The following is a 26967-nucleotide window of genomic DNA, read 5'->3' as shown; positions in this document are numbered from 1 at the left end:
TGTAAAGTCCCACCGTCGGCAGATGTAAAGTGAGGCTGTCGGCAGGTCGAAAGTCGTGCAGGTGGGAGGCGTCATGCGGAAAGGAGTCGAGTACCTTTACCGACGGGCCTTCGATCGGGTGAGGGAGTCCCTCGAGGACACCCGGGTCGTCGTCGTGAACGGTGCACGACAGACGGGTAAGAGCACACTGGCCGAGGTGGTTCTGCGGAGCCTTCCCGAGGGGGAGGCCCGCTTCCTGGACAGTCCCACCACCCGTGCTGCGGCAGCCGAGGATCCCGTGGCGTTCCTGCGTCACGAGGGCCTGCTGATGGTCGACGAGGTGCAACGGGTGCCGGAACTGTGGCTCGCGATCAAGCATCTCGTGGACCGCGACGCCCGGCCCGGGCAGTTCCTCCTGACCGGTTCCGCTCGGCTGCTCGGGCTGCGTGACGTGCCGGACGCGCTGCCGGGGCGGTCGGAGACGATCGAGCTCTGGCCATTCTCCCAGGGCGAGATCGAGAGCGAGCCGGACGGTTTCGTGGACGCCGCCTTCGCCCGGGGTGCAGAACTGCGCGCCGAACCTACCGAGCTCACGAAGAGGGACTATCTTGCCCGGGCCCAGCGCGGCGGCTACCCGGAGGCGATCCACCGTGACAGCCCGCGCCGCCGGTCCCGCTTCTTCGAGGGGTACGTTTCCGATCTCGTGGCTCGGGACGTGCAACAGGTGGCGCAGCTTCGCAGGTCCGCCGACATGCGCCGGCTGCTCTCCCTGCTGGCTGCCCAGACCTGCGGCCTGCTCAGTGTGAACCGCCTCGCCGGTGAGCTCGGCGTCTCCGCGCCGACCGTGCGGAGCTGGATCGACATTCTGGAGACCGTGTATCTCGTGCGACTCGTTCCCGCATGGTCGACGAACCTCACCACCCGTGCCGTTGCCACGCCGAAGGTGATGTTCGTCGACAGCGGTCTGGCGGGATACCTCTCCGGGGACGGAGCACGGCAGGAAACGGTGGGCCCGCTGCTCGAGAACTTCGTTCTCGGAGAGTTGGCTCGGCAACTCACCTGGTCCGGGACGCCTGCGCGCCTCTACCACTACCGTGATCGGGACCAGTTCGAGGTCGACGCCATACTGGAGCACAACTCCGGCGACGTCGTCGCCGTCGAGGTCAAGGCCGCGCAGACCGTACGGCGTGACGACTTCCGGGGACTGCGGCACGTGCAGCGCCGTCTGGGAGAAAGGTTCCGCGCCGGCTTCGTTCTCCATTGCGGCACGGAATCCCTGAGCTTCGGAGACGGACTCACCGCGTTGCCGATGTCCGCCCTGTGGACCACTCCTGCCGAAGGCAGCTGATCCGCCGACCCGTTGCCCGTCCGTGCCCGCGCCGCGCCCGGTGCACCGGCGGAACTCGGAGCTCGGGTCCCGGAGCGCCGGTCTCGACCGCTGCACGGATGCGCGGAGTGCCGTCGTACGCCGCGCAACGGAGAGTTGAGCCCCGAGCCGCGGGCTTCGAGATCCGAGCACCGTTTGCAGGGAATGGCTGGTAGGCACTCTTTCCCGCCCACCCACCCCGCCTTTCGTACGACTTATCGTTGATGCTTTGACACGCAGGGTGACCTGTGTCTAGCGTCGCGCTCGAACCCAAACGACCCCCGCAAGGTGCAGCAACACCTCCGGGGGTCTCACCGACAAGATCGCAAGGACCGATCTCGTGGCTGACTCCGACCTTAGCCCCGCTGCGCCCGTCGCCGCACACCCGATGGCCAATCCGGGTTACGGCAAGCGTTCCGCGCCCGAACAACCTCCCCGGGAAGCCGAGGACTTCGCACACCTGCCCGCCCGCGAAGCGTCCCTCGCCGCGCTCATCGACCGGCTGCCCGAAGGAGCGGCGATGAGCGCCAAGGCGCTCGCGGCCGCGCACCCCCGCTACGGGCAGGCCGCCTGCCTGACCGCCCTGCGCCGCCTCTCCGAGGCCGGGCACCTGCGGCGTGCCCGCGAGCACGTCGTGCTGGCGGACGGCGCCCGCTGGGTGACCCGTACTTACTTCTCGCGGACGCCGCGCGACGACGCCTGGTGGGCAGCCGTCCTCGCCGGCCGCACGCCGGAGCCCGCACCGTGCGCCGACACGGCCGTGACGGTGCCGCACTCGCGCGCGAAGCAGCCGCCGAAGCCCCGGCGCCCGGCGCGCTCGCCCGCGTACGAGGCGCTGGCCGACCTGTGCCACCGCGACCCGCGGCTGACGCTCTCCGCCGCCGACTGCGAGGCCCTGGAGCAGCTCGCCGCCGAGTGGCTGGGCCGCGATCCGTCCGAAGCGCGTTTCGTCCGCGCGTTGGCGGCCGGGCTGCCGCCCGAAGTGCACAGTGTGCGCGGCCTTTTGCAGCGCCGCCTCCGCGACAAGATGCCGCCCGAGCGGCGCCCCGCGCCGTCGCCCGCCGTCGCACCCGCCGCGCTCCGCATGGTCGAGTGCACCGTCTGCGGCACCCCCGGCAGACCGCACCACCTTCCCGGCGGTGTCTGCGCGGACTGCGGCGGGGACGGCCGTCCGTCTGCCCGCTCCCACGACTGGCCCGCGGAGGCCATGATGACGGCCCGTGTCGAGGAGATGCGTCGCGCCGTTCGGGACAGCGGACTGCGTGCCCGGCGGGGCGGTACGCGAACGGCGGCCGGAGCGGTGCGGGAGAGCCCGGCGGGAAGCTCAAGGACGACGTCCCCCGACCGACCCGCGACCGCTCAGCCGTGAGGTGCGGCGGCGGGTTCCAGGACGAAGACCGGGATGTCGCGGTCGGTCTTCTCCCGGTAGTCGGCGTAGGGCGGGAACGCCTCGACCGCCCTGTTCCACCACGCGGCCTTCTCCTCGCCCGTCACCTCGCGGGCGGTCATGTCCCAGCGTTCCGTGCCGTCCTGCAGCTCCACGCGGGGGTCGGCGAGCAGGTTGTGGTACCAGCCGGGGTGCTGCGGGGCGCCTCCCACGGAGGCCACGGCGGCGTAGCGGCCCTGGTGCTCCACGCGCATCAGCGGGGTCTTGCGGAGGGTGCCGCTCTTCGCGCCCCGCGTCGTCAGCACGATGACGGGCAGGCCCTTCATCGTGGTTCCCCGGGTGCCGCCGGAGCCCTCGTACTCCGCGACCTGGTCCCGCACCCATGCGGTCGGGCTGGGTGCGTACTCGCCTGTCAGGGGCATGCTGTGCCGTCCTCTCCTCGCGAAGGTCTCGGCGGGTCGGTACCCGCTGAGCGGTGGGCGACACGGCGCACCGGCGCGTCGGCGTCACCCTTTCCGGGGTACCCGGTTGCGGAGCGTTCCCGCCCGGGAAGGGCGACGAGGGGGCGTGCGGCGCCGGGAAGCCGGGTGGGTGCGCCGTCGGTGCTGCGGGTACGACCGTCTTCACCCGTTCGGCCCAACGGGGCGTCCCGTGTGAGGTGCCGCACGTTTCCGTGTGCGACGCATCGCAGCGGGCATGCGTCCGTTCGCTGGACGAGCCGGACAAGGGCGCTCGACCAGAGCGTTGTGCGTATCAGGGGGTCTCACAGCGTGAGAGCGGACGGTCCGATCCCGGCTGCTCGGTAAAATGGGCCGAACGCGGGGCTCCGGCCGAAATGGGCCCCGGTGAGAATTCGAGGAGCGAGCACACGTGGGCCTTGTCGTGCAGAAGTACGGCGGCTCCTCCGTTGCCGATGCCGAGGGCATCAAGCGCGTTGCCAAGCGGATCGTCGAAGCCAAGAAGAACGGCAACCAGGTTGTCGTCGTGGTTTCGGCGATGGGTGACACGACGGACGAGCTGATCGATCTCGCTGGAGAGGTGTCCCCGGTAGCGGACGGGCGCGAGTTCGACATGCTGCTGACCGCCGGAGAGCGCATCTCCATGGCCCTGCTGGCCATGGCGATCAAATCCCTCGGCCACGAGGCACAGTCCTTCACCGGCAGTCAGGCCGGTCTGATCACGGACTCCGCGCACAACAAGGCGCGGATCCTCGACGTGACCCCGGGCCGTATCCAGGCCTCCGTCGACGAGGGCAACATCGCCATCGTCGCCGGTTTCCAGGGCGTCTCCCAGGACAGCAAGGACATCACCACCCTGGGGCGCGGCGGGTCCGACACCACCGCGGTGGCACTGGCCGCCGCGCTGGACGCAGAGGTCTGCGAGATCTACACCGACGTCGACGGCGTGTTCACCGCCGACCCGCGCGTGGTGAAGAACGCCAAGAAGATCGACTGGATCTCGTTCGAGGACATGCTGGAGCTGGCGAGCTCCGGTTCGAAGGTCCTGCTGCACCGCTGCGTCGAGTACGCGCGGCGCTACAACATCCCGATCCATGTACGGTCGTCCTTCTCCGGGCTTCCGGGGACATGGGTCAGCAGCGAGCCGCAGGGCGGCTACAGCGGACAAGGGGAGATGCCAGTGGAACAGGCGCTCATCTCCGGTGTCGCGCACGACACCTCGGAGGCCAAGGTCACGGTCGTCGGGGTGCCCGACAAGCCGGGTGAGGCCGCGGCCATCTTCAAGGTGATCGCCGCCGCCGAGATCAACGTCGACATGGTCGTGCAGAACGTCTCCGCGGCGTCCACGGGCCTGACGGACATCTCCTTCACCCTTCCCAAGACCGAGGGCAAGAAGGCCATCTCGGCGCTGGAGAAGGCCAAGGAGAAGATCGGTTTCGCCTCGCTGCGCTACGACGACCAGATCGCCAAGATCTCGCTGGTCGGTGCCGGCATGAAGACCAACCCGGGTGTGACCGCCACCTTCTTCGAGGCACTGGCCAACGCCGGGGTGAACATCGAGCTGATCTCCACCTCGGAGATCCGCATCTCCGTCGTCACCCGCGAGGACGACGTCAACGACTCCGTCCGGGCGGTGCACACCGCGTTCGGTCTCGACAGCGAGAGCGAGGAGGCCGTGGTCTACGGAGGCACCGGCAGGTGACCGTCGCGGCCGGTCACGGCCACGGCTGACCGGGAGGTCCCGGTGAGGAACCGCAGCAGACCGACCCTGGCGGTCGTCGGCGCCACCGGCGCCGTCGGGTCGGTACTGCGCGGACTGCTGTCCGAGCGGCAGGACATCTGGGGCGACATCCGGCTCCTGGCGTCTCCGCGTTCGGCCGGACGCAAACTCGCCGTGCGCGGCGAGGAGATCGAGGTCCTTCCCCTGGAGGAGGAGACGCTCGACGGCGTCGACGTGGCGCTGTTCCATCTGCCCGCCCCGGTCGCCGCCCGGTGGGCGCCGGTCGCGGCGGCCAGGGGCGCGGTCGTGATCGACTCGTCCGCCGCGTTCCGGGCCGACGACGCGGTGCCGCTGGTGGTGCCCGAGGTCAACGGGTACGCCGCACGCACGCGGCCCCGGGGCATCATCGCCTCTCCTGCGTGCACCACCCTCGCCATGATCGTCTCGGTGGGGGCGCTCCACTCGGAGTGGGCCCTGCGCTCGCTGTCCCTCGCCTCCTACCAGGCGGTCTCCGGGTCCGGCCGCGAGGGCGTCGACACGTTGCGCGCGCAGCTCCGCGAGGTGGCCGGGGCCGAACTGGGGACGAAACCCGGCGACGTCCGCCGGGCCGTGGCCGCCACCGGACCGTATCCGGCGCCCATCGCCCTGAACGTCGTGCCGTTCGCGGGGGACCGCGCCGACGACGGCTGGACCACGGACGAGGTCGCGCTGCGCGCCGAGACCCGCAAGATCCTCGGCCTCGCCGAACTCCCCGTGAGCGTCACCTGCGTCCGGGTGCCGGTGGTGAACGGCGACTCCGTCGTGGTGCATGCCCGCTTCGAACGCGAGGTGTCCGTCCCGCGGGCGCACGAGATCCTGGCGTCCGCGCCCGGCGTGGTGCTGTGCGACGCCCCGGATGACGCCGAGTTCCCCACGCCCGCCGACGCCGTGGGCACCGACCCCGCATGGGCGGGCCGCGTCCGCCGGTCCCTGGACGACCCGTGCGGACTGGAGTTCTTCGTCTGCGCCGACAACCTGCGCAAGGGTGCCGCCCTCAACTCGGTGCAGATCGCCGAGACCGTCGCGGGCCGGCGGCCGGAACGCCCCGCATCGCACCCCTCCTGAGGCATCGGCAGCCTCAAGTTCTCACCCTCCCGGGCCACTTGCCGTCCACCCGTCGGCGACGAACCACTCCTGCTGTGAAGAAATTGTGATCGGGAAATGGTTCAGGCCACTAGCTAGCCGCCCGATGGTTGAACGAGAATCGAATCCCCTCGCCGTGCTGCAACCGACAGCCCGCGGGGGCGCGTCACCGTGACTGCCGGGCTTACAACGGGCGAATCCGGCGACAGCTCACGGAACGACGGGGAACCACGACGCAGATTCGGGAAACGGGTGGGGGCGCGCATGGGAGTTCGGAGAGCACGTACGGCACGGTCGACTGCACTCGCCTCCGCGTACAACCCTGACGGGGGTGGATGTGTCCAACAGGCGTGGCAGAGGTATGGGGAATCGCGACAGCTCCTGGCAGTGTCCGTGTCCGCCCGAGGCGGCGCGGCGGTGGGGGAGGGGTGCCCGTGATGGCGCCGTGGTCGGCCTCGCAGCCGGCGGCGTCCTCGGGAGCGGTGCCGTCCGTCCGCGCAGACGCTGACAGCGCGATGACAGCGGGCACCACTGTCGACCACCTCACCGAGACCTACCGCACCCACTACCGCTCGCTCCTCGGGCTCGCCGCCCTCCTCCTCGACGACACCGCCTCCTGCGAGGACGTCGTCCAGGAGGCTTTCATCCGCGTGCACTCCGCCCGCAAGCGGGTGCGCGACCCGCAGAAGACGCTGGCCTACCTGCGGCAGACCGTGGTGAACCTCTCCCGGTCCACGCTGCGGCGCCGCATCCTGGGCATGAAGCTCCTCTCGAAGCCGATGCCGGACATGGCGAGTGCCGAGGAGGGCGCGTACGACCGCATGGAACGGGACGAACTCAAGCGCGCGCTGCGGGGCCTGCAGCGGCGGCAGCGCGAGGTGCTCGTACTGCGGTATTTTGCCGACATGACAGAGGCGCAGGTCGCCGAGGTCCTCGGCCTCTCGCTCGGCTCCGTGAAGGCGTACGGCTCGCGCGGCATCGCCGCCCTCCGCGTCGCCATGGAGGCGGCGGCATGAGCGAGGAGCACCACCGGCACGGTGGGACGGAGCCCACGGGCCCCGGGGACGCCGCGCGCCCCGGGGACGCCCCGGACCCCGCGGACGGCGCCGCCGCCCCGGGCGACGACCGCGGCCCGTCGGCCCCGGAACCGCTCGACGAGGACGCGCTGCGCCATCTGCTGCGGGACACCGTCCGCGACATCGAACCCACGCCCGGGGTGCTCGACGACCTGCACCGTGCGGTGCGGGCCCGCCGTGCCCGGCGCCGCAACACGGTCGTCGGAGCGGCGGCTGCCGTACTGGCCTGCGTGGTGGGTCTGTCCGCCGCGTGGCACGCCGACTTCGGGCCGATCGGCGGCAAGGCGATGCGCAACGCCGGCCACGCGCAGGACCGTCTCGCACAGCAGCAGGCCGCCTCCCCGGGCAGCCGGGAGGCGCCCGGAACCGCCGACGGCAGCAGCCGTACCGGCGGCGGGAGCGGCGAGGCCGGGCCGGGTGCCGGCGTGGGCATCCCCACCTCCGGCACGTCCACCGGCCCCGACCCGAGCAGTTCCCTCGGGCCGGTGTCCCCCGGCTGCACTCGCGAGCAGCTCGGCGCATGGTCGGCCGACCTCGGCGAACCGGACGAGCAGGGCCGGGTCCACGGCGCCTTCACCGTCATCAACACCTCCGAGAACTCGTGCACGGTGGACGGCGACGGCATCGTGACCGCCACCGCGCGCGGCAGCGCGAAGAGCGCCCTCGTCCAGGTCGTGGACCACACCACCGGCGACGAGGCCACCGGTCTGCCCGACCCCGTCATGGCGGCGGACGAGGTCGTACTGGAACCCGAGGCCGCCTACGTCGTGAGGTTCGCCTGGATTCCGCGGGAGGGCGGTGGACCCACCGGCTGCAGCCCCTCGTCGCCCACCGACGGCGGAGAGACGGGCGACGCCGCGCCGACCACCCCCGGCCCCGAGCCCATGGGGTCCTCCGGCAGCCTCCAGGAGGACGGCGCGCCGGAGCACACCGGCACCGAAACGGGCGACGGCAGCACCGACGGGTCCACGGAAACCGGTTCCGGCAGCTCCGGAAGCTCCGGCGGCACCGGCGGTTCCGGTTCGTCCGGCGGCTCGGGCGGCTCCGGGAGCACCGACGGCAGCACCGGGTCGACGGACGGTGACGAGCCGAGCCCGGCTCCGCCGAGCGTCGCCGTCTCCCACACGCCGGACGTCGGCGAACCGGTGGTCGGAGAGATCGTCATCGAGCAGGCCTGCGCCGGGACGCTCTACCGGACCGGAGTGCTGCCCGCCGCATAGTGCCACGTACCGTTGACGCGTGTACCGGTTCCTGCTGACCCCGCGGTGGTGGGGGATCAACCTGTTCGTCGTGCTGGCGATTCCGGTCTGCCTGTTCATGGGGAGCTGGCAGCTGAGCCGCTTCGAGGCGCGGGCGGACACCCACCGACAGCAGGAGCGCGCCGCCGAACAGGCCGTCGAGGCGACGCCCCAGCCGCTCGCCCGGCTGCTGCCGCCGACCACGGACACCGTCGGCCGCACCGCGCGCGTCACCGGCCGGTACGACACCGCGCACCCGCTGCTCGTCCCCGACCGGCGCATCGAGGAACGGCGCGGCTTCTACGTGCTCTCCCTGCTGCGGCCCGCCTCCGGCCCCGCGGTGCCCGTCGTACGCGGCTGGCTGCCCGGCGAGGCCGATCCCTCCCGGGTGCCCGGGCCGCCCCCCGGCGAGGTCACCGTGACCGGGGTGCTGCAGGTGTCCGAATCCGAGGGCAGCCCCGGCGTGCACGCCGCGGGCGGTCTGCCCGAGGGGCAACTCGCCATGGTCAGCGGCGCGGCCCTGGTCAACGTGGTGCCCTACGACGTGCGCGACGCCTGGATCAGCGTCCAGCAGCCGCAGCGCCCGCTGCGCCCGGTGCCGCCGATCGCTCCGGCGGGCACCGGCCTCGACATGCAGGCCTTCCAGAACCTCGGCTACACCGCCGAATGGTTCGCGTTCGCGGGCTTCGTCGTCTTCATGTGGTTCCGCCTGTTCCGGCGGGACGTCGAGACGGCGCGGGACACGGCGCTGGGGATCGCCCCCGGCGCCGACGGCCCCGCGCCGTCGGCGGGCGGAGCCGTCACGCCACCCCGGTCGGCGTCGGAGAGCCGTTCCGTGCCGGAGGCAGATGGCGCAGGGCGAAGTCGATCTCCAGACGGAGCTGCTTGATCCGCTCCTCCACGACGAGCGAGCCGTGTCCCGCGTCGTACCGGTAGACCTCGTGCGGGTGGTCCCGGGCCGCCAGGCGTTCCACGTAGTTCTCCACCTGCCGGATCGGGCACCGCGGGTCGTTCACCCCGGCGGAGATGTAGACCGGCGCGCGCACCGCGTCCACGTAGGTCAGCGGTGACGACGCCTCGTACCGGTCCGGGACCTCCTCGGGCGTGCCGCCCAGCAGCGTCCGGTCCAGCGACTTCAGCGCCTCCATCTCGTCGTGGTACGCCGTGACGTAGTCCGCGACCGGTACCGCCGCCAGGCCCACGGCCCAGGCGCCGGGCTGCGTGCCGAGACCGAGCAGCGTCAGGTAGCCGCCCCAGGAGCCGCCCGCCAGCACCAGCCGGTCCGGGTCGGCCAGCCCGGAGGACACGGCCCAGTCGCGGACCGCCCCGACGTCCTCCAGTTCGATCAGCCCGACGCGGTGCTTCAGGGCGTCCGTCCACTCCCGTCCGTACCCCGTCGAGCCGCGGTAGTTGACGCGGACCACCGCGAAGCCGTGGTCGACCCAGGCGGCCGGCTGCCCGGCGAAGGCGTCGCTGTCGTGCCACGTCGGGCCGCCGTGCACCTCGAAGACCGTCGGGAACGGCCCCTCGCCCGCGGGCCGCTGCACCAGGGCGTGCACGGTCCCGCCGGGTCCCTCGACCCAGGCGTCCTCGACCGCGACCGACGCCGGAGCCTTCATCCCCGGCGGGTCGAGCACCACGCCGCCGCCCGTGGAACGGATCTGCGGCGGTTCCGCGGCGGAGGACCACAGGTATTCGACGGTGCCGTCCGGGCGGCTCGTCGCCCCGGTCACCGAGCCGGCGGGCGTCGGGAGGCGCTCCGGAGTGCCCGCACCGGTCGCGGTCAGCGGGCACCGCCACATCTCGCTGCGGGCCCGGTGGCTGTGCACGACCAGCAGGGCGCTGCCGTCCGGGTACCACTCGGCGCTGACGTCGCCGGGCAGCCCGAGCGCGACCTCGACCGTCCCGCCGGTCAGCGGATTCCACACCATCGGCTCCCAGCGCCCCCGGCGCTGGTGCCCCACCAGCAGGCGCGGGTCGCCCGCGACCGGGGCGAAGCCCAGCACGTTCAGGCCCAGGCCCTCCGTGCCGCCGCGGGTGTCGTCCAGCTCGGCGACGGTGGAGCCGTCGGTACGGACCACGCGCAGCGCGGCGTGCATCGCGTCACCGTGCTCGGTGTGCTCGACGGCGATCAGCTCGCCGTCGTGGCTGAGGTCGGCGACGTCCGCGGACTCCGCGTGCCGGTAGATCTCCACCGGCTCCGCCCCGGGGCGCACGACGTGGAGCGTCGAGCCCTCCTCGTCGGTGGAACGCCCGATCACCGCGGTGCCGTCCCGCCCAAGCGCCAGTCCCGCGGGGTAGGAGGCCGCGAGCCCCGGCGCGGCCGGCTCGTCCGGACCGCCCTCGAAGGGCTGCCGCATCCAGACGCCGAACTCGTCGCCGTCGGTGTCGGAGAACCACCAGATCCAGGCGCCGTCCGGGGTCAGGACACCGTCCGTCGTGCCGTTCGGGCGGTCGGTGGCCTGCCGCTGGGTGCCCGTGGCGCGGTCCCAGGCGTACAGCTCGAACGTCCCGGTCGCGTTGGAGACGAACAGGGAGCGGTCGGGGGCGTCCTCCGCCCATTCCGGCAGCCCCACGCGGGGCGCCCGGAACCGCTTCTCCCAGTCGGGCATGGCGTCGTCCGTGTGCGTCGTCATGGCATCCATTCTGCGGTGGCGGGCCGAGGTCACGGCCTGTGGGGGCAGGTACGTCCGTACAGGTGCCTACACAGGGCCATACGAGTGAAGCACGGCAACTTCCGGCGTGTGCGGCAGTTGTCCAGGATGCTCCGGCACCGGGGCACTCCATGATCCGGAAGGAATACTCGTGCTCAAGAAGGTCTGTGCGACTGCTGCCGTCGCTGCTTCCGTCGTCGGTGTCAGCGGTGCTGCTGCCGCCCCCGCCCTCGCCCTCGGCGACGGCAACGGGAGCGTGGCCACCCAGAACGGCAACGGCGCCAAGCAGGTGTACGGCAACACCACCACCGGCGGCAAGATGAGCCCGAACATGTCGCTGGTCAACGGCTCGCTGAACAAGCCGTGCGTCGCCGTGCCGGTCACCAAGACCAACGTTCTGAACGGCATCGGTGCCGTCGGCGTCAACGTCAACGACATCCTGACGAGCCAGAACAACCAGAACTGCACCGAGAACTCGACCCAGGTCGACGGCGACGACCCGCTGTCGCACCTGCTCGAGGAGGTGCCGATCATCTCGCAGAACGGCGCCGCCAACGGCAACGGCTGACGTCCCTCACGTCACGACCCGAAAGGAACTCCCGTGCTCAAGAAGGTCTGCGCGACCGCTGCTGTCGCGGCCTCCGTCGTCGGCGTCAGCGCTGCTGCCGCCGCCCCCGCCCTCGCCGTCGGTGACGCCAACGGCAGCGTCCACACCCAGAACGGCAACCACGCCGACCAGGTGTACGGCAACACCACCACCGGCGGGTACATGAGCCCGAACATGGCACTGGTCAACGGCTCGCTGAACAAGCCGTGCATTGCCGTGCCGGTCACCAAGACCAACGTGCTGAACGGCCTGGGCCTCATCGCCGGCGTCAACGTCGACGACGTGCTGACGAGCCAGAACAACCAGAACTGCACCGAGAACTCGACCCAGGTCGACGGCGACGACCCGCTGTCGCACCTGCTCGAGGAGGTGCCGGTCATCTCGCAGAACGGCGCCGCCAACGGCAACGGCTGACACCAGCCCCGGCCCCACGGCCGAACGACCCTCCGAAGGCCCCTTCCCGCCGCCGATGCGGGGAGGGGCCGCGCGTCGTCCCGGCGTCGTCCACCCCCTCCGCACCCGGTACGTTGGCGGAAACTGCCGCCACCCGGGAGAGCCATGTCGCCGGCCGTCGCCCGCCCCCGCCTGCTGTACGTCACCGACCTCACCTACCCGGCCCGCGGGCGCCGCTACGGCGACGAGGACGCGCACCTGTCCGCCGCGCTGCGCGACACCTACGACGTCGCACTCTGCCACCCGCGGGACGCCGCGGCGCTCCTCGACTCCTTCGATCTCTGCCTGGTCCGCAACAGCGGCCCGGTGATCCACTACCGGGAGGCCTACGACGCCTTCCGCGCGGCGGCGCACCGCACCGGGGCCCGCGTCCACAACCCCCTCACGGGCCGCGCCGACATGCGCGGCAAGCAGTACCTTGCGGAACTGAGCCGGGCCGGATTCCCCGTCATCCCGACCGTCGACCGCCGCGCCGACCTCACGCGCCTCCCGCGCGCGGAGCGTTACGTGATCAAACCCGAGGCGGGGGCCGACTCCATCGGCCTGGAGATCCTGGAACGCCAGGACCTGGACGCCCTGACCTTCGACGACGGCACCCATCTGGTGCAGCCGCACGTCGACTTCCGCTACGAGGTCTCCTTCTTCTATGTCGACCGCGTCTTCCAGTACGCCCTCAATGCCCCCGACCCGGAACGCCGTTGGGAGCTGCACCGTTACGAACCCACGGGGAGGGACCTGGAGTTCGCGCAGCGGTTCGTGGACTGGAACACCCTGGACCACGGCATCCAGCGCGTCGACGCCTGCCGCACGCGCGAGGGAGAACTGCTGCTCGTCGAGCTCGAGGACCTGAACCCGTACCTCTCCCTCGACCTCGTCGACGCCCAGCTGCGCGACCGGTTCCTGACGGCGCTCCGGGCATCGCTGCGCGCCGTGCGGGATCAGTGAGAAGTCAGTGCGAGTGGGATACCTTCCCTTACGGCCGCGCATCCCATGCGAACAGGGACAATTCGGGACATTCGTGTGGCGTGTCGGCGCGGCGGGGGCTATCGGGGACGAGCACCATGGCACTCATGATCGATCCATTCTTCCTCTCCCATGTCCTTGCGGACGGCGTCGGGAACAACCGCGCATCGAGCAGGTGCGCACAAGTCCCGGAGCACCGTCAGGACCGCAGCAACCAAACCCGTTGGGGAGCCCCACATCATCCCGCCCAAGGCCGGCGCTCGGGAGAGCCCGGGCAGGACCCTCATTGAGGAAGGCGCAGGTTCTCGCGGGCGATGGCTGTCGCCCTTCCGGTAGGGCCAATGCGGGCCAACCCCGGGACGGAGAACCCTCATCTCACAGGCATGCAGCGCTGCCATTGTCAGTCCGGGAATAGGCGCGTTGCGGGCTGTGCCGATCGAGAGGGCCACCGCACTGATCATCGCCCAGGGTGATCCGACCTCACTGGCAAGGCGTGCGCATGCCGCCACGCCCGGCTGAGGACTGACCGTTCCGAGACATCAAGAGTGCATTGGTGATGTACGCATTTCAGTAGAGCGGGCTACTCCTTTCAGCGCGAAGATCGCTGAGAGGTGCGTCCGAGCGGGCCGGGTTCGGCAGTGAGCCGGTCACGCAGTGCCGAAGCCAGTCGGTCGGCCGCCCCTTCGGCATACTCCAGGAAGAGAAAAGGCTCAGTCAGCTCGAGTTCAGCGATTCGCATGCGACCCTCGTCGTCGCGAAGCAGGTCAACTCGTGCGTAGAGCAGGGGATTATCCACAGGGACTGTCCTGAGGGCCTGCTCGGCGACTTCTCTGCATTCTTCCTCTGCGTTGCAGGGCGCGACGTCCCACTCTGAGTCGGCCGTTTCAGGGACCAAGAGACTGCCACGCAGGGTTTCTGGCCGCAGATATGGTCCTCGACGTACTGCATGACTAAATTTTCCGTCCAGGTATACCAGAGAGAACTCGCCCTCAGTGTCTACCGAGTTCAGGTACGGCTGCACCAGCACAGGGCCACCGCTGACCGCATAGGCCGATGCCTTCTCCGCGCTCCGGGTGCGCATGGCGCCACTGCCTCCGGCCCCCACCGTGGGCTTTACGACGATATCTGTCCATTCCCTCGGAAGGGCAGAGGTCAGCGCTGAACGACTGTTGCACACGTTCGGATCCACCCAAAGAGTGGGAACCACGGCACAACCGGAATCGGCCAGATCCCGAAGGTAGGTTTTGTCGGTGTTCCACGCGAGGACATCGAATGGATTGACGAGATCACAGAAAATGGATGCCCGATGCATCGAAGCGAGAAATGAATCCCGATTCTCGGCGTAGTCCCACGTGCTCCGCACCATGGCTGCACGACAGGAAGTCCATGGTGCGTGCTGGTCCTTCCAGTCGACCGAAGTCCAGGTCAACCCTGCAGTCTCGAGGGCTCGAGTAGTTGCCTCGAAGTCCGAGTCGGGCTTGTCTGAAGTCACGTAGGCAACATCGAACCTACGATCGCTGGAACCTGCCATTTTCAACCTCCCGTCAGTGCTCATCGGCACTGGTGAAATCCGCGTCCGGATGCGTCGTGGCGAATGCGCATCCCAACTGCTCCGGAGGTTCCACGAGACGACAGTCTCCGTGCGTGAGGCAAGCTACGGAAAGGAATGATGTGTTGAAAGCGTTGAATGCCGTGAGGCGCTCCGCGCAACTGGTCTCATTGTATGAGTATGCCTGCCATGCAGGGTTCATTCGAGGCCGGTTCGCCGAGAAGGCGGAATTTCCCGTGTTCGGGTTTCGACGAGGGAGCCTCCGGCATTACTGCTGTTGTGATCACCGCACCAGTGGGACGGTGTCTCATGCAGTGTCGTCAAGGAGCTCTGCTGCGCCGGGAACATGGCGCCACGGCCGAAGAGCCGACCGCATGCGCATGACATGCATCGTTGCCTGCGCAGAGTGCAATTGCACTGCTTGGTCGATGAAGTGTCGCCAGTGTTCGCACGCGGCTTCGATATGACCGCTGGAATGGAGCAGCTCCGCCAGTCGTGCTCGCGTCAGCGCGCGAGAACGTATCCGATGCGGTTCTCGCGCGCGCAGCGACGTGCGGAGAGCCCTGAGAGCAGCGGTGTGCTCGCCGAGGCTGGTAAGAGTGGAGGCTTTCTGGTAGGAAAAATCTCCCACCGAATATGTTTCGAAAGGGCTCTTGGAGTCGCCGACCGAAAAGGGGTCGCTTTCCAGGTTCCTCTCGGCCTTCATGAGTGTGCTCAGTGCCTCTTCGCGGTGACGTGTTGCAGCCAGGGCGGCTGAGAATTGAGCATGCAGGTATGCGTCAATATTGCGAGTTGTATGTCGTCCTTCCACGGCCCTCAAGGATCGGCGTGCGAACTTCAGTGACAAGTGAGGATAGCCGGTGCGCAGTGCTTGTGCGGAGAGAGCACGCAGCGCAATGGCATAGTGTTCGTGGTCGTTCGCGCGATAAGCGAGACGCGCAGATTTCAGGTGGTAGTCCTGGGCCTTCCCTTCTTCGTTCAGGTCGGCCATGGTGTGTGCGAGAATATGAGTGAGTCGGGCAGTTTGGATCAACGTACTGGGTGTGGGGTTTCCGTCGATCCACGGGGTGGCTGCTTCTTCGAAATGGGTTGCAAATGTTCTGTGGGTGTAACCGCTGCCGAAGGCTTCGAGGTGGTAAAGGGCAAGGTCGGTGAATCTCCCCAGCGCATGATCGCGCCGACGGGCCGACGTATCAGAGGGAACGTTTTTGCCAGGGAGCGAACAGGGCACTGGCGGGAGAGCGGGCACGGGTTGGTAGGGGGTGGTGGGCCGAGCAGCTTCGGGGGTGGGTGCGCGGAATCCGATGTCCGCCAGCGTGAGTGGACGGCCGAGGCGCGCAGACAGGACTTCGCGGATGAGCTGACACACCGGTGGGCGCGGTCTGGTTCCGGAGATCCAGTGGGCCACGGCAGTGCGGTCGTAGCGGGTGGTGCGCCCGGTACGGGTGGAAGCCGCATTCACTGCGATGGCCAGTTGTCCGTATGTCCATGATGCTTCATCAAGAACGGAGCGCAGAGCATCGTTGCGTCCCGCACGGAAGGTGTTCACGGTGCGACTGTCCGGTCGCTGTGCGGGTCATGGCAAGGCGCCCCCGCGAGGAGGGGTGAGATTGCGCCTTCTGCGAAGTGAAGGAATCGCTCCGATGTGGGTGCCCATCGAACGGCCGAAGTGCATGACAGGCCTAGAGATGCAAGGTTGCTTGAGCATCGAAGTGGAACATCATGTTCCGCGTGAGGTGGTCTCGCTGTCCTGGCCGGATGGCTGAATGTCCGAAACCAGGGTGTGGCCGATCTTGTGAATCGAGGTGGGTGCGGCTCCACCGGGGGCGGAAGCCCCGCGGTGCCTGTCAGAAGTGTGGCTCCCAGCCGTCTCCCAGGAGTCTCGCACAACACGTCGGGCCTGGTGCTCCGTTATGGAGTACCAGACCCGACCTGCGTTTCCTCTGTCGGGGTGGCGGGATTTGAACCCACGACCTCTTCGTCCCGAACGAAGCGCGCTGCCAAGCTGCGCTACACCCCGAAGCAACGCGCACCACTCTAGCCCAGGTCGGCGCTGAGGCGAAATCCGGTTTCGCGCGGCCGGGCTGAGCGTGCCGTTGCTGGTCAGGCGGCCGGGGTGAGAGTGAGCAGGGTGGCCTCCGGAGGGCAGGCGAAGCGGACCGGGGTGTACCGGTTGGCGCCGCAGCCCGCCGAGACGTGCAGGTACGAGAGGTGGCCGCCGGCGCGGTGGGTGGAGAGGCCCTTCACCCGCTCGGTGTCGAGGTCGCAGTTGGTGACCAGGGCGCCGCGGAAGGGGATGCAGATCTGCCCGCCGTGCGTGTGCCCGGCGAGGATCAGCGGGTAGCGGTCGGCGGTGAAGGCGTCCAGCACCCGCAGGTACGGGGCGTGCACCACGGCGAGGGACAGGTCGGCACCGGACTCCGGGCCCCCGGACACCTCGGCGTACCGGTCGCGCTTGATGTGCGGGTCGTCGAGGCCGGTGAGGGCGATCTCCTGCCCGGTGGCGATCTTGAGGCGGCCGCGGGTGTTGGTGAGCCCGACCCAGCCCGCCGCGTCGAACGCGTCCCGCAGGTCCTCCCACGGGTTGTGGACGGCGTCGACGACCGGGGCGTTGCCGTTCAGCCCGTGGCGTCCCTGCGCCTTCTCGACCAGGTACCGGGCCGGGTTGCGGAAGCGCGGCCCGTAGTAGTCGTTCGAGCCGAAGACGTACGCCCCGGGGAACTCCATCAGCGGGCCGAGCGCGTCCAGCACCTCGGGGACGGCCTCGGTGTCGGAGAGGTTGTCCCCGGTGTTGATCACGAAGTCCGGACGGAGGCCGGCCAGGGAACGGAGCCAGCCCGCCTTCTTCCGCTGGCCGCACACCATGTGGATGTCGGACACCTGGAGCACTCTGAGCGGCGGCGCCCCCTCGGGCAGGACCGGGACGGTGACGCGGCGCAGCCGGAAGGCGCGCGGCTCGATCGCCGTGGCGTAGGTCAGGGCCGCGGTGCCCGCCGCCAGTACACCGGCCGTGACACCGAGGGGAATTCCGTATCGGGCGCGCATCCGACCATGGTCGCAGACACGGCACGGAGCGTGCACGGTCGCGCTGCCGGGCCCCGCGGGTCCGCCGGCGCCGGGCCGCGCGGGGAACCCGGTGGGCGGCAGGGAGTGGATGCTGGCAGACTCAGGTGCCATGACCACGCTCAAGTCCCGGCTGCAGGACGACCTGACCGCAGCGATGAAGGCGCGCGACGAGCTGCGCTCCGCGACCCTTCGGATGACCCTCACCGCCGTCAGCAAGGAGGAGGTTTCGGGGACCCGTTCCCGTGAGCTCTCCGACGACGAGGTGCAGAAGGTGCTGGCCCGCGAGGCGAAGAAGCGGCGCGAGGCCGCCGAGGCCTTCCACCAGGGCGGGCGTACGGAGCAGGCCGAGCGCGAGCGGGCCGAGGGCGAGGTGCTGGCGGAGTACCTGCCGCAGCCGCTGTCGGACGAGGAGCTGGAGCGGCTGGTGACGGAGTCCGTCGAGGAGGCGAAGGCACAGGGCGCCGAGGGCCCCAGGGCCATGGGTGCCGTGATGAAGATCGTGAACCCGAAGGTGGCGGGCCGGGCCGAGGGCGGCCGGGTGGCCGCGATGGTGAAGAAGACGCTGGCAGGCTGAGGCCGGGCCCGGCCCCCGGCGACACGACGGCGACAGCACGAGAGGGGCGTTCCCCGTGCGGGAACGCCCCTCTCGTGCTGTGCCGCTCGTTGTGCGGTGGCGGTCAGCGGCCTCCGGTGCCACGGCCGCCGCCGTTGCCCCAGCCGCCGCCGTTCCCACCGCCGCCGAGGATGTCCGGCGGGATGGAGATGTCCGGCCAGGGCGAGTCGCCGCCGTTGCCCGGGCGGTCCCCGTCGTTGCCCCTGCCCCTGTCCTTGTCGTCCTTCGGCTTGTCCGGCCGGGCGCGGGGCACGTCGACGTCGTGGAACGCCGTGGGCGGCACGCCGGCCAGCGCGCCGGTCATCACGTCGCGCCAGATGGGGCCGGGCAGGCAGCCGCCGCAGACCTTGTCGTAGTACTGGCCGCCGATGGTGATGTCGACCATGGACACCTGTTCGGCCCCGTCGCCGCCGACCCAGACCGCGGTGGAGACGTCGGGGGTGTAGCCCACGAACCAGGCGTTGTGGCGGGAGTCGGTGGTCCCCGTCTTTCCGGCGTTGTCGCGGTCGGTGAGGCCGGCGGCGGTCCCCGTGCCGTCCTGCATGACTCCCGAGAGCATGGCGTTGATGGTGTCCGCCGTCTTCTCGGACATGGCCCGCCGGCACTCGCTCTCCGGCACCTTCATCGTGGCTCCCGTGGCGTCGGTGACGGACTCGATGGCCACGGGCGAGCAGTACTCGCCGCGGTTGGCGAAGGTGGCGTACGCGCTCGCCATGGTCAGGGTGGTCGACTCCCCGACACCGAGAGTGAGCGAGGGCACCAGCGGCATCGGCTGTCCGCTGCCCAGCGAGAAGCCCGCCTTCTCGGCCAGCTCGCGCGTCTTGCACAGACCCACCTGCTGTTCGAGCTTCATGAAGTAGGTGTTGATCGACTTCGCGAGGGCGCTGGACATGTCCCAGGTGCCCTTCTCGCTCTCCAGCTCGTTCGGGACGGTGAATCCGCCCTCGCCGACCGGCTTGCCCTCGCAGTCCGTGTAGTCCTCCTTGTTCAGCGCGACCTCGTGGCCCGTGCTGTAGGTCTGTGCGGGACTGATGCCGTTCTCCAGTGCCGCGGCCGCGGTGAACGCCTTGAAGGTCGAGCCCACCTGGAAGCCGTACGTCGAACCGCCCATGGCGTGGTCCGCCGACAGGTTGATCTGCGTCTGGTGCTCCTGGAAGCCGTACGGGCGGGACTGGCCCATCCCGAGGATCTTGCCCGTGCCGGGCTCCACCACGGCTGCCGCGCCGGCGACCGGGTCGTCGCCGTCCACGTGCGCGTTGATCGCCTTCTGGACGGAGGCCTGGGTCTTGGGGTCGAGTGTGGTCCTGATCGTCAGGCCGCCCTGGTCCCAGCGTTTCCTGCGGTCCTTGTAGGTCTTGCCGAAGGCGGGGCTGGAGAGGAAGGCCTCCTTGACGTAGTCGCAGAAGAAGGCGGCGTCCTTGGTGGCGGTGATGCAGCCCTCCTGGGGCTGGCTGATGTCCAGCCCCAGCTCCTTCTTCTTCGCGGCCTGCGCCTCCTCGCGGGAGATGCTGCCGCTGGAGGCCATCCGCTGCAGCACGGTGTTCCGGCGCTGCAGCGCACGGTCGGGATTGACGGTGGGGTCGTAGTAGCTCGGTGACTGCACCAGGCCGGCCAGCAGCGCGGCCTGGTGGAGGTCCAGCTTCGCGGCCGACGTGGAGAAGAACCTCTGGGAGGCGGCTTCGACGCCGTACGCTCCCTGCCCGAAGTAGGTGATGTTGAGGTAGTTCTCGAGGATCTGCTTCTTGGTGAGCTCCTCCTCGACCTGTATGGCGTACTTCAGTTCGCGGATCTTCCGGCCGACGGTCTGCCGGGTGGCTTCGGCGACCGCTTCCGCGTTGTCGCCGGCGGCCTCGACGAAGACGTTCTTGACGTACTGCTGGGTCAGCGTGGAGGCGCCCTGACTGACCTGGCCGGACTGGGCGTTCTCGTTCATCGCCCGCAGCACGCCCTTCAGGTCGACCGCGCCGTGCTGGTAGAAGCGGGAGTCCTCGGTCGCGACGACGGCCTTCCGCACGTACGGGGACATCTGCTGCAGGTCGACGACGGTGCGGTCGCGGGAGTAGACCTTCGCGATCTCCTCGCCGGTGCTGTCGAGGATCGTGGTGCGCTGGCTCAGCGGCGGCCGCTTCAGCTTGGCGGGGAGTTCGTCGAACCCTTCGACCGTGCCCTTCGCGGCCAGCCCGACGAGGCCGAAGCCGGGCAGCGCGATGCCGGCGGTGACCGTGCCCGCGAGCACACTGACTCCGACGAACCGTGCGACCTGCTGGAACAGGGACATTCCGCCCGCGCGCTTCAAAGCCATGACGGAAGCCTAGACGACGGGTGGACGCGTCGAGCGCCGGGAGCTACAGGGCGCAGCCCTGGCTGTCGACGGGGCCGAGTTCCTCGGTGTCGCTCGCCTCGACGTCGGGCCGCACCTCGCGTGCGGTCAGCGCGTATCCCGTGCGGTCGTTCTCCAGGGACTTGGCGAAGACCACCCCGTACACCTCGCCCTCGGGGGTGAGGAGCGGTCCGCCGGAGTTGCCCTGCCGGATGGTGGTGTACAGGGAGTACACCTCGCGGCGCACGGTGCCGCGGTGGTAGATGTCGGGGCCGTCGGCGCGGATCGTGCCGCGCACGCGGGCGGGCCGTACGTCGAAGGCGCCGTTCTCCGGGAAGCCGGCGATGATCGCGTCGTCGCCGCGGGTGGCCGCGGAGTCGGTGAACTGCAGTGCGGGAGCCTGCAGGTCGGGGACGTCGAGGACGGCGATGTCGCGCTCCCAGTCGTACAGCACCACGGTGCTGCTGTACTGCCGGCCTTCGCCGCCGACCTGCACGGTCGGCGCGTCGACGCCGCCGACGACGTGCGCGTTCGTCATGACGCGGCCGTCGTCGAACACGAACCCGGTGCCCTCCAGCACCTTGTCGCAGCCGTCCGCCGTCCCGACGACCTTCACGATGGACCGTTCCGCCCTGGTGACGACCCGGCTCTCGGCCAGCCGCGGGTCCGGCGGCGGTACGGCCGTGATGGGCTCGCGGGAGAACGGCGCGAACACCTGCGGGAACCCGTTCTGGGCCAGGACGGCGGAGAACTCGGCGAACCAGCCGTTCGCCTGTTCCGGGACGACGCGTGAGACGCCGAGCAGGATGCGGGAGTCCCGCACCTCCTTGCCGACGGTCGGGAGGGCCGTGCCCGCCAGGGCGGAGCCGATGAGCCAGGCGACGAGCAGCATCGCGAGGACGTTGACGAGCGCGCCGCCGGTGGCGTCGAGCATGCGCGCCGGTGACCAGGTGATGTGGCGGCGCAGCCTGTTGCCGAGGTGGGTGGTGAACGCCTGTCCCACGGAGGCGCAGAGGATGACGACGAAGACGGCTGCGGCCGCGCCGGCTGCCCCCGGCGGGGCGTCGTCGGTCAACTCGTGCCAGAGCACCGGCAGTACGAGGATCGCGACCAGTCCTCCGCCGAGGAAGCCGATCACGGACAGGACGCCGACGACGAAGCCCTGCCGGTAGCCGACGAAGGCGAACCACAGGGCTGCGAGCACGAGCAGTATGTCCAGGACGTTCACCGCGTCACCGTCTCATGCCTGCCGATCGAGGGGGACGGTGATGTCGCGGTCCCAGGGGCGCTCCCAGCCCGTGAGGTGCAGGATCCGGTCGATGAGTCCGGCGGTGAAACCCCAGACCAGTGTGGAGCCGACGGTGAAGGCGGGGCCGCGGTAGCCGCTGGGGTGGACGACGGTGACCCGGTGCGCCGGGTCGGTGAGGTCCTTGACCGGCACGGTGAACACCCGGGCGGTCTCCGCGGTGTCCACCGGTGCCACCGGGGTGGGGCTGTGCCACCAGCCGAGCACGGGGGTGACCGTGAAGTCGCTCACCGGTATGTAGAGCGCGGGCAGGGTGGCGAACAGCTGGACGCCTGCGGGGTCGAGGCCGGTCTCCTCCTCGGCCTCGCGCAGTGCCGCCCGCAGTGGGCCGTCTCCGTCCTGCGGGCCGTCCTCCGGGTCGAGCGCCCCGCCCGGGAAGGAGGGTTGCCCGGCGTGCGTGCGGAGACTGCCGGCGCGTTCCATGAGCAGCAGTTCCGGGCCGTGCGGGCCCTCGCCGAAGAGGATGAGTACGGCGGACGGCCTGCCGCCGCCCTCCGGCGGCAGGAAGCGGCTCAGTTGCTCCGGCGAGACGGTCGCCACGGCGCCGAGCACGGGCAGCAGCCACTCGGGCAGGCCGTCGACGCGCACCGCGACGGGGCGGGGTGCGGCGTCGTGGTGCTGCGGCCCGGGTGCGGGGAAGGTCACCGCGCCCCCAGCGGCGGCGCCGGTTCGCCCGGGTAGTCCGCCGGTGGTGCGAGCCGCTGTCCCGGCTTGCCGCCCATCTCGTACTTGAGGAGCTTCTTCGCCTTCTCCGGATCGGTCTCGCCCTCGCCGTAGGAGGGGCACAGGGGGGCGATGGGGCAGGCGCCGCAGGCGGGTTTCCGCGCGTGGCAGACGCGGCGGCCGTGGAAGATGAGCCGGTGCGACAGCATCGTCCACTCGTTCCGGGGGAAGATCTCCGCGATCTCGGCCTCGACCTTCTCCGGGTCCGTCTGCTCGGTCCAGCCGAATCGCCTCACCAGGCGGCCGAAGTGGGTGTCGACCGTCAGCCCGGGCACGCCGAAGGCGTTGCCGAGGACCACGTTGGCGGTCTTCCGGCCGACGCCGGGGAGGCTTACCAGCTCGGTCATGGTGCCCGGGACCTCGCCGTCGAAGCGTTCCACGAGCGCGGCGGACAGGCCCTGGACGGACTTGGCCTTGGCGCGGAAGAAGCCCGTGGGGCGGAGCAGCTCCTCGAGCCGTTCCGGGTCGGCCGCCGCCATGTCCTCCGGGGTGGGGTACGCGGCGAACAGCGCGGGGGTGGTCTGGTTGACGCGGAGGTCGGTGGTCTGCGCGGACAGCACGGTCGCGACGAGCAGCTGGTACGGGTTCGTGAAGTCGAGCTCCGGGTGGGCGTAGGAGTAGATCTCCGCCAGCTCGCGGTTCATGCGCCGGGCGCGCCGCACCATCGCCAGGCGGGATTCCGGCCTGCGGCGGGTGGAGGCGGCGCCGCGTGCCGGTGCGGGCGGCTTCGCTTTCCGGGACGGCGGGGTCGCCGTCTTCCGCCCGGTTTTCACCGAGCGTGCGGATTTCGTCGCTCCGGGGTGGTGCGCGGGGTCCTGTTCGCTCAGAGCGGAATCTTCTGTTTCCGTCACCCGCCCGGCCCCCTTCCTGCGTGCTTCACCGGGGTATTGGACACTCGGCCAGCCTACGGGGGCGGGCCGACGATCGCCCCGCACGAGCGCAATTCACAGCTCAATCGGCCCCCTGCCGTAGGGCGGGCTGCGCAGGTACGTCAAACTTGTGACTGATCGCACCGCTGTACCGTCCGGCATCATGGGGCCACAAGCTCCATGGGCAGGTCGACAAGGAGAGAACTCGTGGACGACGTTCTGCGGCGCGCACCGCTCTTCGCGGCGCTCGATGAGGAGCAATCCGCCGAGCTGCGCGCCTCCATGACCGAGACGACGCTCGCCCGCGGCGAAGCACTCTTCCACGAAGGGGACCCCGGCGACCGTCTCTACGTGGTCACCGAGGGCAAGGTGAAGCTGCACCGCACCTCGCCGGACGGTCGGGAGAACATGCTGGCCGTGCTCGGCCCCGGTGAGCTCATCGGTGAGCTCTCCCTCTTCGACCCCGGACCGCGTACGGCGACTGCGTCGGCGCTGACCGAGGTCAAGCTGCTGGGGCTGGGCCACAACGACCTGCAGCCCTGGCTGAACGTGCGGCCCGAGGTCGCTTCGGCGCTGCTGCGGGCCATCGCACGGCGGCTCCGGCGCACCAACGACTCGATGTCCGACCTCGTCTTCTCCGACGTGCCGGGCCGGGTCGCGAAGCAGCTTCTGGACCTGTCGCGCCGCTTCGGCGTGCAGTCCGAGGAGGGCATCCACGTGGTGCACGACCTCACGCAGGAGGAGCTGGCGCAGCTCGTGGGCGCCTCGCGCGAGACCGTCAACAAGGCCCTGGCCGACTTCGCCGGGCGCGGCTGGCTGCGCCTGGAGGCCCGCGCCGTGATCCTGCTGGACATCGAGCGCCTCGCCAAGCGCAGCCGCTGACGTCGGCGGGCGGGCAGCCCGGCCGACGGGCCGCAGGGCCGCGGTGGCGAGGGTGCCCCGCCGACGGCGCGCGGCGGCTGCGCGCTGCGGAGCGGCCAGCGGCTACGGCGTCCGGTGACCGCCGGCCAGGTACTCCAGCTGGGCACGCACGGAGAGCTCCGCGGCCGGCCACAGCGAGCGGTCCACGTCCGCGTACACGGTGGCGACGACCTCCGGGGCCGTCCGGTGCCCCGCCGCGACGGCCGACTCGACCTGTGCCAGGCGCTCGGCCCGGTGGGCCAGGTAATGGTCGAGGGCGCCCTGCGCGTCCTCCAGCAGCGGCCCGTGCCCGGGCAGGACGGTCGCGACGCCGTCGTCCACGGCCAGGGAGCGCAGTCGCCGCAGCGACTCCAGGTAGTCGCCCAGTTTCCCGTCCGGATGCGCGACCATCGTGGTACCCCGCCCGATGACCGTGTCCCCGGTGAGCACGGCGCGGTCGGCCGGCAGGTGGAACGACAGCGAGTCGGAGGTGTGGCCGGGCGTGGGGACGACCCGCATCTCCAGCCCGCCGGTGCTGATCACGTCGCCGGCCTCCAGCCCCTCCTCGCCGAGCCGCAGCTCCGGATCGAGTGCGCGCACCGGTGTGCGCGTCAGCTCCGCGAACCGCGCCGCCCCCTCGGCGTGGTCGGCGTGGCCGTGGGTGAGCAGGGTCAGACCCACCCGGCGGCCCGCGCGCTCGACCGCGGCGACGACCTCGTGGAGGTGGCCCTCGTCCAGCGGACCGGGGTCGACGACGACCGCGGCCTCGGAGTCCGGCTCGGCGACGATCCAGGTGTTCGTGCCGTCCAGGGTCATCGGCGACGGGTTCGGCGCCAGCACGCAGCGGGCCCGGTCGGTTCCGGTGCCGTGGATGGGACCGCCCAGCGGGCGCCCGGGGAGTGCGGCGGCGCCGGTCATGGCGCGACCCGCTTCGTGAACTCGTCGTGGCCGGGCCAGCTCAGTTCGATCCTGCCCTCGTCGTCGAGCCGGGCCTGCGCCAGCACGGGAGCGAGGTCGCGCTCGGCCGAACTCTCCAGCGCGCCGCCCGGAGTGTCGTGCTCCTGCAGCTGGCGCAGCGTCGCGATCGTGGGCGGCATCATGAGCAGGTCGCCGCGGTCGTAGCCGGCGGCGGCCTCGGCGGGGGTGATCCACACCGTGCGGTCGGCCTCCGAGGAGGCGTTCCGGGTGCGCTGCCCCTCGGGCAGGACGGCGACGAAGAACCACGTGTCGTAGCGCCGCGCCTCGAACTCGGGCGTGATCCAGCGGGTCCAGGCGCCGAGCAGGTCGCTGCGCAGCAGCAGGCCGCGGCGGGAGAGGAAGTCGGCGAAGGAGAGTTCGCGGGCGACGAGCGCGGCCCGGTCGGCTTCCCAGCCGTCCCCGGTGGTGTCGGCCACCACGGTCGTGGCGTCCGGGCCCGCCAGCAGGACCCCGGACTCCTCGAAGGTTTCGCGGACGGCCGCGCACACGATGCCCTGCGCGGTCGCTTCGTCCGTGCCGAAGCGCACGGCCCACACCGAGCGGGCCGGTCCTGCCCAGCCGAGTTCCGTCTCGGCGGCCTCGTCACGCGGGTCGACGGAGCCGCCCGGGTAGGCGTAGGCACCTCCGGCGAACGCCATGGAGGCCCGGCGCCGGAGCATGTACACGTCGAAGCCGGCACCGGCCGGTTCCGCCGGCGTCGCGGCGGCCCGGCGGGACGCGCGGAGCAGCATGACGGTGGCCGCGCGGCGGGGCGTGACCGGGGTGAGGTCGCCCGCCGCGAGGGCCCGGATGCGCTCCGGCCACTCCGGCGGGTACCACTGGCCGTTGGTGGAGGTCATGAGGCGGATGCTACGGGGCACCGTCCGGATGTTCGAGGGGTGCCGGGCGATGCCCGGCACCCTGTCCTGCTGCGTGCCGGGGCGGGTGGCGCACCCGCGGAAGGCCGCGGCGGTGTCAGTCGGTCAGCTCGACCTGGATCTCGACCTCGACGGGCGCGTCCAGCGGCAGCACGGCCACGCCGACGGCGCTGCGGGCATGCACGCCCTTCTCTCCCAGCACCTCGCCGAGCAGTTCGCTCGCGCCGTTGACCACGCCCGGCTGGGCGGTGAAGTCCGGAGCCGAGGCGACGAACCCGACGACCTTCACGACCCGCGCGATGCGGTCAAGGTCGCCGACGGCCGACTTGACGGCGGCCAGTGCGTTCAGGGCGCACACCCCGGCCAGTTCCTTGGCCCGTTCCGGCGACACCGCGGCGCCGACCTTGCCGGATGCGGGCAGCTCCCCGTTCACGAACGGGACCTGTCCGGCGGTGTAGACGTACTGTCCGCTGCGGACTGCCGGGACGTAGGCACCCGCGGGCGCGGCGACCTCCGGCAGGGTCAGGCCGAGTTCGGCGATCCGCGCCTCGACCGAGCCGCCGCCGCTCACGCCTTCTCCCGCTTCAGGTAGGCCACGAGCTGCTCGCTGTTCGGGCCGGGAACGACCTGGACGAGCTCCCAGCCGTCCTCGCCCCAGGTGTCCAGGATCTGCTTCGTCGCGTGCACCAGCAGCGGTACCGTCGCGTATTCCCACTTCGTCATGCCCCCGACCCTAGCGTCTGCCGTCCTGCCGGGGCCCGTA

The 26967-nt window shown here is 70.6% G+C and carries 25 protein-coding genes and 1 tRNA gene; 12 read left to right on the top strand and 14 right to left on the bottom strand.

The features are described 5' to 3' along the window. Positions 1-73: 73 nt before the first annotated feature. Both ACL06G_RS00295 and ACL06G_RS00290 read left to right on the top strand, forming a co-directional pair. A complete protein-coding gene (locus ACL06G_RS00295) occupies positions 74-1327 on the top strand; it encodes an ATP-binding protein (RefSeq protein ID WP_412784863.1) in 1254 nt (417 codons plus the stop codon). A gap of 358 nt (positions 1328-1685) precedes the next feature. Continuing rightward, positions 1686-2714 (top strand): hypothetical protein, encoded by a 1029-nt coding sequence (locus ACL06G_RS00290; protein WP_412784864.1) that lies wholly within the window; start codon positions 1686-1688, stop codon positions 2712-2714. On the opposite strand, the gene ACL06G_RS00285 is transcribed toward ACL06G_RS00290, so the two are convergent. Continuing rightward, positions 2705-3154, bottom strand: a complete 450-nt coding sequence (locus tag ACL06G_RS00285) for a nitroreductase family deazaflavin-dependent oxidoreductase (RefSeq protein ID WP_412784865.1) — start codon at positions 3152-3154, stop codon at positions 2705-2707. The genes ACL06G_RS00290 and ACL06G_RS00285 overlap by 10 nt on opposite strands. A gap of 448 nt (positions 3155-3602) precedes the next feature. On the opposite strand from ACL06G_RS00285, the gene ACL06G_RS00280 reads away from it, so the two are divergent. The 5 genes from ACL06G_RS00280 (at position 3603) to ACL06G_RS00260 (ending at position 9235) form a co-directional block, all read left to right on the top strand. After that, positions 3603-4892 (top strand): aspartate kinase, encoded by a 1290-nt coding sequence (locus ACL06G_RS00280; protein ID WP_412784866.1) that lies wholly within the window; start codon positions 3603-3605, stop codon positions 4890-4892. 42 nt (positions 4893-4934) lie between these two features. Further along, positions 4935-6014 carry an aspartate-semialdehyde dehydrogenase gene (locus ACL06G_RS00275; RefSeq protein ID WP_412784867.1) on the top strand — a complete coding sequence of 360 codons (1080 nt, stop codon included), beginning with the start codon at positions 4935-4937 and terminating at the stop codon, positions 6012-6014. Positions 6015-6367: 353 nt separating this feature from the next. Further along, the gene (locus tag ACL06G_RS00270; RefSeq protein WP_412784868.1) at positions 6368-7048 is read left to right on the top strand and encodes a SigE family RNA polymerase sigma factor; all 681 of its coding nucleotides are present in this window, start codon (positions 6368-6370) and stop codon (positions 7046-7048) included. Beyond that, positions 7045-8328: a hypothetical protein gene (locus ACL06G_RS00265; RefSeq protein ID WP_412784869.1), complete on the top strand. Its 1284-nt coding sequence runs from the start codon at positions 7045-7047 to the stop codon at positions 8326-8328. Before ACL06G_RS00270 ends, ACL06G_RS00265 begins: the two co-directional genes overlap by 4 nt. A 19-nt stretch (positions 8329-8347) precedes the next feature. Next, a complete protein-coding gene (locus ACL06G_RS00260; RefSeq protein WP_412784870.1) occupies positions 8348-9235 on the top strand; it encodes an SURF1 family protein in 888 nt (295 codons plus the stop codon). Here the strand turns inward: ACL06G_RS00260 and ACL06G_RS00255 are convergent. Continuing rightward, complete coding sequence (locus tag ACL06G_RS00255) at positions 9147-10982, bottom strand: S9 family peptidase (RefSeq protein WP_412784871.1); 1836 nt, start codon at positions 10980-10982, stop codon at positions 9147-9149. The genes ACL06G_RS00260 and ACL06G_RS00255 overlap by 89 nt on opposite strands. Positions 10983-11151: 169 nt before the next feature. Here ACL06G_RS00255 and ACL06G_RS00250 point away from each other — a divergent pair, with 169 nt between their 5' ends. The 3 genes from ACL06G_RS00250 (at position 11152) to ACL06G_RS00240 (ending at position 13005) form a co-directional block, all read left to right on the top strand. Next, positions 11152-11568, top strand: coding sequence for a rodlin (locus tag ACL06G_RS00250; RefSeq protein ID WP_412784872.1), 417 nt, complete (start codon positions 11152-11154; stop codon positions 11566-11568). Between the two features lie 33 nt (positions 11569-11601). Further along, positions 11602-12021, top strand: a complete 420-nt coding sequence (locus ACL06G_RS00245; protein WP_412835145.1) for a rodlin — start codon at positions 11602-11604, stop codon at positions 12019-12021. Positions 12022-12165: 144 nt separating this feature from the next. Continuing rightward, positions 12166-13005 (top strand): ATP-grasp domain-containing protein, encoded by an 840-nt coding sequence (locus ACL06G_RS00240; protein ID WP_412784874.1) that lies wholly within the window; start codon positions 12166-12168, stop codon positions 13003-13005. A gap of 607 nt (positions 13006-13612) precedes the next feature. Here the strand turns inward: ACL06G_RS00240 and ACL06G_RS00235 are convergent. The 4 genes from ACL06G_RS00235 to ACL06G_RS00220 form a co-directional block, all read right to left on the bottom strand. Continuing rightward, the gene (locus tag ACL06G_RS00235) at positions 13613-14515 is read right to left on the bottom strand and encodes an ATP-grasp domain-containing protein (protein ID WP_412784875.1); all 903 of its coding nucleotides are present in this window, start codon (positions 14513-14515) and stop codon (positions 13613-13615) included. Between the two features lie 364 nt (positions 14516-14879). Continuing rightward, the gene (locus ACL06G_RS00230; RefSeq protein ID WP_412835144.1) at positions 14880-16121 is read right to left on the bottom strand and encodes an NsdA family TPR-like regulatory protein; all 1242 of its coding nucleotides are present in this window, start codon (positions 16119-16121) and stop codon (positions 14880-14882) included. A gap of 397 nt (positions 16122-16518) precedes the next feature. Then, positions 16519-16592: transfer RNA gene (locus tag ACL06G_RS00225), tRNA-Pro, on the bottom strand. A gap of 83 nt (positions 16593-16675) precedes the next feature. Next, positions 16676-17617 (bottom strand): metallophosphoesterase, encoded by a 942-nt coding sequence (locus ACL06G_RS00220; protein ID WP_412784877.1) that lies wholly within the window; start codon positions 17615-17617, stop codon positions 16676-16678. Positions 17618-17747: 130 nt separating this feature from the next. Between ACL06G_RS00220 and ACL06G_RS00215 the strand changes: the two genes are divergently transcribed. Next, on the top strand, positions 17748-18212 hold the full coding sequence (locus ACL06G_RS00215) for a GatB/YqeY domain-containing protein (RefSeq protein WP_412784878.1): 465 nt from the start codon (positions 17748-17750) through the stop codon (positions 18210-18212). A gap of 103 nt (positions 18213-18315) precedes the next feature. Here ACL06G_RS00215 and ACL06G_RS00210 read toward each other — a convergent pair whose 3' ends face one another. Genes ACL06G_RS00210 through nth form a run of 4 tightly spaced genes read right to left on the bottom strand, consistent with a single transcriptional unit; the run spans position 18316 to position 23265 of the window. Beyond that, the gene (locus ACL06G_RS00210) at positions 18316-20553 is read right to left on the bottom strand and encodes a transglycosylase domain-containing protein (protein WP_412784879.1); all 2238 of its coding nucleotides are present in this window, start codon (positions 20551-20553) and stop codon (positions 18316-18318) included. 43 nt (positions 20554-20596) lie between these two features. Next, positions 20597-21799 (bottom strand): MarP family serine protease, encoded by a 1203-nt coding sequence (locus ACL06G_RS00205; protein WP_412784880.1) that lies wholly within the window; start codon positions 21797-21799, stop codon positions 20597-20599. A 12-nt stretch (positions 21800-21811) separates the two neighbouring features. After that, positions 21812-22522 (bottom strand): NUDIX hydrolase, encoded by a 711-nt coding sequence (locus ACL06G_RS00200; protein WP_412784881.1) that lies wholly within the window; start codon positions 22520-22522, stop codon positions 21812-21814. Beyond that, positions 22519-23265, bottom strand: a complete 747-nt coding sequence (gene nth / locus ACL06G_RS00195) for an endonuclease III (protein WP_412784911.1) — start codon at positions 23263-23265, stop codon at positions 22519-22521. The genes ACL06G_RS00200 and nth overlap by 4 nt, the downstream gene beginning before the upstream one ends. 411 nt (positions 23266-23676) lie before the next feature. Between nth and ACL06G_RS00190 the strand changes: the two genes are divergently transcribed. Further along, the gene (locus ACL06G_RS00190; RefSeq protein WP_027765274.1) at positions 23677-24351 is read left to right on the top strand and encodes a Crp/Fnr family transcriptional regulator; all 675 of its coding nucleotides are present in this window, start codon (positions 23677-23679) and stop codon (positions 24349-24351) included. A 102-nt stretch (positions 24352-24453) separates the two neighbouring features. Here ACL06G_RS00190 and ACL06G_RS00185 read toward each other — a convergent pair whose 3' ends face one another. The 4 genes from ACL06G_RS00185 to sp36 all read right to left on the bottom strand — a co-directional run bounded on the left by ACL06G_RS00185 (position 24454) and on the right by sp36 (position 26927). Then, positions 24454-25287 carry an MBL fold metallo-hydrolase gene (locus tag ACL06G_RS00185; protein WP_412784882.1) on the bottom strand — a complete coding sequence of 278 codons (834 nt, stop codon included), beginning with the start codon at positions 25285-25287 and terminating at the stop codon, positions 24454-24456. Continuing rightward, positions 25284-26186, bottom strand: a complete 903-nt coding sequence (locus ACL06G_RS00180) for an NUDIX hydrolase (protein ID WP_412784883.1) — start codon at positions 26184-26186, stop codon at positions 25284-25286. Before ACL06G_RS00180 ends, ACL06G_RS00185 begins: the two co-directional genes overlap by 4 nt. A 115-nt stretch (positions 26187-26301) precedes the next feature. Next, the gene (locus ACL06G_RS00175) at positions 26302-26775 is read right to left on the bottom strand and encodes a RidA family protein (RefSeq protein ID WP_412784884.1); all 474 of its coding nucleotides are present in this window, start codon (positions 26773-26775) and stop codon (positions 26302-26304) included. Next, positions 26772-26927 (bottom strand): Sp36 family protein, encoded by a 156-nt coding sequence (gene sp36 / locus ACL06G_RS00170; RefSeq protein WP_412784885.1) that lies wholly within the window; start codon positions 26925-26927, stop codon positions 26772-26774. Before sp36 ends, ACL06G_RS00175 begins: the two co-directional genes overlap by 4 nt. Positions 26928-26967: the final 40 nt, after the last annotated feature.

Source organism: Streptomyces callyspongiae (genome assembly GCF_047200695.1).
GTDB lineage: Bacteria > Actinomycetota > Actinomycetes > Streptomycetales > Streptomycetaceae > Streptomyces.
This window is presented reverse-complemented; position numbering and strand designations above follow the sequence as displayed.

Coding starts and splice junctions, on each gene's coding strand:
- ACL06G_RS00295 (WP_412784863.1), top strand. CDS start 74: ATGCGGAAAGGAGTCGAGTACCTTTACCGACGGGCCTTCGATCGGGTG.
- ACL06G_RS00285 (WP_412784865.1), bottom strand. CDS start 3,154: ATGCCCCTGACAGGCGAGTACGCACCCAGCCCGACCGCATGGGTGCGG.
- ACL06G_RS00270 (WP_412784868.1), top strand. CDS start 6,368: ATGTGTCCAACAGGCGTGGCAGAGGTATGGGGAATCGCGACAGCTCCT.
- ACL06G_RS00265 (WP_412784869.1), top strand. CDS start 7,045: ATGAGCGAGGAGCACCACCGGCACGGTGGGACGGAGCCCACGGGCCCC.
- ACL06G_RS00255 (WP_412784871.1), bottom strand. CDS start 10,982: ATGACGACGCACACGGACGACGCCATGCCCGACTGGGAGAAGCGGTTC.
- ACL06G_RS00240 (WP_412784874.1), top strand. CDS start 12,166: ATGTCGCCGGCCGTCGCCCGCCCCCGCCTGCTGTACGTCACCGACCTC.
- ACL06G_RS00220 (WP_412784877.1), bottom strand. CDS start 17,617: ATGCGCGCCCGATACGGAATTCCCCTCGGTGTCACGGCCGGTGTACTG.
- ACL06G_RS00215 (WP_412784878.1), top strand. CDS start 17,748: ATGACCACGCTCAAGTCCCGGCTGCAGGACGACCTGACCGCAGCGATG.
- ACL06G_RS00210 (WP_412784879.1), bottom strand. CDS start 20,553: ATGGCTTTGAAGCGCGCGGGCGGAATGTCCCTGTTCCAGCAGGTCGCA.
- nth (WP_412784911.1), bottom strand. CDS start 23,265: ATGGTGCGGCGCGCCCGGCGCATGAACCGCGAGCTGGCGGAGATCTAC.
- ACL06G_RS00185 (WP_412784882.1), bottom strand. CDS start 25,287: ATGACCGGCGCCGCCGCACTCCCCGGGCGCCCGCTGGGCGGTCCCATC.
- ACL06G_RS00180 (WP_412784883.1), bottom strand. CDS start 26,186: ATGACCTCCACCAACGGCCAGTGGTACCCGCCGGAGTGGCCGGAGCGC.
- sp36 (WP_412784885.1), bottom strand. CDS start 26,927: ATGACGAAGTGGGAATACGCGACGGTACCGCTGCTGGTGCACGCGACG.